At 65.5% G+C, this 2,797-nt stretch carries 4 protein-coding genes; 1 reads left to right on the top strand and 3 read right to left on the bottom strand.

The features are described from left to right. Positions 1 to 114 precede the first annotated feature (114 nt). The 3 genes from rsgA to ACESLR_RS11920 are packed head-to-tail and all read right to left on the bottom strand — an operon-like array spanning position 115 to position 1,681. On the bottom strand, positions 115 to 1,011 hold the full coding sequence (rsgA, locus tag ACESLR_RS11910) for a ribosome small subunit-dependent GTPase A (protein ID WP_373026274.1): 897 nt from the start codon (positions 1,009 to 1,011) through the stop codon (positions 115 to 117). A 21-nt stretch (positions 1,012 to 1,032) separates the two neighbouring features. Then, positions 1,033 to 1,368, bottom strand: coding sequence for a 4a-hydroxytetrahydrobiopterin dehydratase (locus ACESLR_RS11915; protein ID WP_373026273.1), 336 nt, complete (start codon positions 1,366 to 1,368; stop codon positions 1,033 to 1,035). After that, complete coding sequence (locus tag ACESLR_RS11920; protein WP_373026271.1) at positions 1,361 to 1,681, bottom strand: c-type cytochrome; 321 nt, start codon at positions 1,679 to 1,681, stop codon at positions 1,361 to 1,363. The genes ACESLR_RS11915 and ACESLR_RS11920 overlap by 8 nt, the downstream gene beginning before the upstream one ends. Before the next feature lie 127 nt (positions 1,682 to 1,808). Between ACESLR_RS11920 and orn the strand changes: the two genes are divergently transcribed. Next, positions 1,809 to 2,372, top strand: coding sequence for an oligoribonuclease (gene orn, locus ACESLR_RS11925; RefSeq protein WP_373026269.1), 564 nt, complete (start codon positions 1,809 to 1,811; stop codon positions 2,370 to 2,372). Positions 2,373 to 2,797: the final 425 nt, after the last annotated feature.

The raw sequence follows: 2,797 nt of genomic DNA on the forward strand, positions 1-2,797 counted from the left end.
ACAAACGGCCTCCTGCCCCGCGCGTGCGATCATTATCCACGCCCCCTGTTTCCTGCGCGACAGCGCGTCGTCCCCGGACGGGGCGCCAACTTCGTGGTGGAACCCTGCGGGACTTCACCCGCGGGCGCGGGTCTGGGTGGGGAGTTCCGCTGCCAGGTCGTGCCAGGCCTGCAGTCGGGCGGCGGGAAGTTCACCGGCCTCGATCGCGGCCAGTACCGCGCAGCCCGGCTCGCGCTGGTGGCGGCAGTCGCGAAAGCGGCATTGATCGCTGCGCTCCGCGATGTCCGGGAAGCCGCGCTCCAGGGTGTCCAGTGACGGGATTTCCGGGGTGAAGTCACGCACGCCCGGCGAGTCGATCCAGGCACCGCCGTTGGCCAGCGGGTACCACTGGGCGGTGACGGTGGTGTGGCGGCCCTCGCCGGAGGCCGCAAGATCGCCCGTGGCGGGGGCGATCGCATCGGCGAGGCCGTATTGATCGAGCAGGGCCGCAACCAGCGAGGACTTTCCGACGCCGGACTGACCGACCAGGATGTTGGTCTGGCCGGCCGCAGCCGCTGCCAGGTCATCCAGCCCGTAGCCGGTCCTTGCGCTGACGAATAGCGGATTCAGCGCCAGCCCGCGGTAGGCGTCCAGCCACTCGGGAGGGTCAGCGGAGCCGGTGTCCTGCTTGTTGACCAGCAGGCGGGGACGGGCGGGCAGGTTGAGAATGGCTACCAGGAAGCGGTCGATCAGGTTGCGCGAGGGGGGCGGTTCCGGCGCGATCACGATCCACACGCAGTCGATGTTGGCCGCAATAACCTTGCGCCGACCAAAGCCGTCGCGGCGTACCAGCACATTGTCGCGCTCGAGCTGGCGCGCGACCTGTTGACCTGTGCCATCCAGTTCCACTTGGTCGCCGCAGGCGATCTCCCGGAAACGCCGGTGCAGCCGGAGGCGTCGCGGGGGCTGGTCGGCCTCCGCGACGTCGGCCATCTGGTTGTGGCGGGCGAAAACCCGGGCAATCCGGCTCAAGCCGGGGCTCCGGGGAGCGGGTCAGTCAAACAGCGCATCGATGCGCGCGGCGCAGATAAAGTCGTTCTCGCTCAGGCCGCCGATGGCATGGGTCGAGAACTCCACTGCGCAACGATTGAAGCCGACCGCCATGTCGGGGTGGTGATCCTCGACGTGGGCGATCCAGGCCACGGCGTTCACGAATGCCATGGTTTCGTGGAAGTTCTTGAACTTGAAGCTGCGCTGTATGCTCTTTCCGGCTTCGTCGATGCCCCAGGCGTCGTGCAGTTGCTGCAGGGCACGCTCCGCGTCCTCGCGCGGCATCGGCTCGGTGAAGCCTTCGCAGGACTGGCAGTGTCGGGTCTTGAGATCACTCATCGAACTGGTAGTACTCCGCATTGAGGTAGGCGACCACGGCATTCACTTCGTCGTCGAACCAGTTGGTGCCAAGGTTGGCGTTGCAGTTGTTAACCTGCGCGACCAGCTCATCGTGCGAGCCGACCATGCGATTGTCCCGTGTGTAGAGTTCGGAGCCATCGCCCCCGACCATGTCGGCGTGGCAGCTGATGCAGTTTTCGCTGTGCAGTTCCTGTCCCACGCGGATGTCGTCGGCCAGCGCCATGCTGGCGCCACCCAGACTCAGGGCCAGTGCGGCCATGCCGGTGGCAATCGTTGCATTGGGATGTCGCATGCTTCCCTCCTTGTTCCGGGGGTTCGGGTCCGTGGACACGGGCCCTGCAACCATGATGATAGACTCCCGCGACAGATGAAAGGGCAGCCGTCACGCAGGCGTGGCCTGCCCGCCAAGGAGTGCACACATGGCCGTGAACGCCGAAAACCTGATCTGGATCGATCTCGAGATGACGGGTCTGGAGCCGCAGACTGACCGGATCCTGGAGGTGGCGACTATCGTCACCGACAAAGAACTGAACATCCTGGCCGAGGGCCCGGTCATTGCCATCTACCAGCCGGCCGCGGTGCTGGAGGCGATGGATCACTGGAACCAGCGGACCCATGGGACTTCCGGCCTGGTCGAGCGGGTACGCAACAGCTCGGCTGAAACCCGGGACGCGGAGCAGGCCACCCTGGAGTTCCTCGCGCAGTACGTGCCAAAGGGGGCCTCGCCGATGTGCGGCAATTCCATCTGCCAGGATCGTCGTTTCATGGCGCGGCTGATGCCGGAGCTGGAGCAGTACTTCCACTACCGCAATCTGGATGTCTCGACGCTCAAGGAACTGGCGCGGCGCTGGGCGCCGGACGTGATCGCGCAGCTACGCAAGAACGCTTCGCATCAGGCGCTGCAGGATATCCGCGACTCTATCGACGAACTGCGCCTGTATCGCGAGCGTTTTATCCAGCTGCCGCCAGCCTCCCAGAACTGATCCGGCCCTGGGAATCCTGCATGCCCGCTTTTGATTGTTGGCTGGGAACAGGACGCCATCCAGTGGTTCTATCCAGCCGCCTGCCTCGTGGTGGCTGGTCCCGGTTCGTCTTCGGGTGTTTACGTGCCTTCGGTCCACATACTGCCCGGCGCTGACTCGCCAGCGCACCGCGAGGTACTTCTTTGCTCGTGCAAAGAAGTACCCAAGAAGCACGCCCGACTGCCGCGACCCCGGCCCGCTGTGCGGGCCGGGGTTTCCCTCGCTCCGAGGCTTTTCGCGGGCGGCGCTGAACTCGCTGCGCCTGCGGCTCCGCTCAGACATCCAGCGCCTTTTCTCCCGCGAAAAGCCTCTCCACTCGGCGCGACGACAACGGGGAGGGAGGTCAAGACAACGGCTGTCCCGGCGTTATTGCCAGTGGATGAGGG

The organism is Thioalkalivibrio sp. (genome assembly GCF_041685615.1).
In the GTDB taxonomy this organism is placed as follows: Bacteria; Pseudomonadota; Gammaproteobacteria; order Ectothiorhodospirales; family Ectothiorhodospiraceae; genus Thioalkalivibrio.

Bases quoted from the DNA above. Each gene is read 5' to 3' on its own strand.
- ACESLR_RS11920 (WP_373026271.1), bottom strand. From the start codon at position 1,681: ATGCGACATCCCAATGCAACGATTGCCACCGGCATGGCCGCACTGGCC.
- orn (WP_373026269.1), top strand. From the start codon at position 1,809: ATGGCCGTGAACGCCGAAAACCTGATCTGGATCGATCTCGAGATGACG.
- ACESLR_RS11915 (WP_373026273.1), bottom strand. From the start codon at position 1,368: ATGAGTGATCTCAAGACCCGACACTGCCAGTCCTGCGAAGGCTTCACC.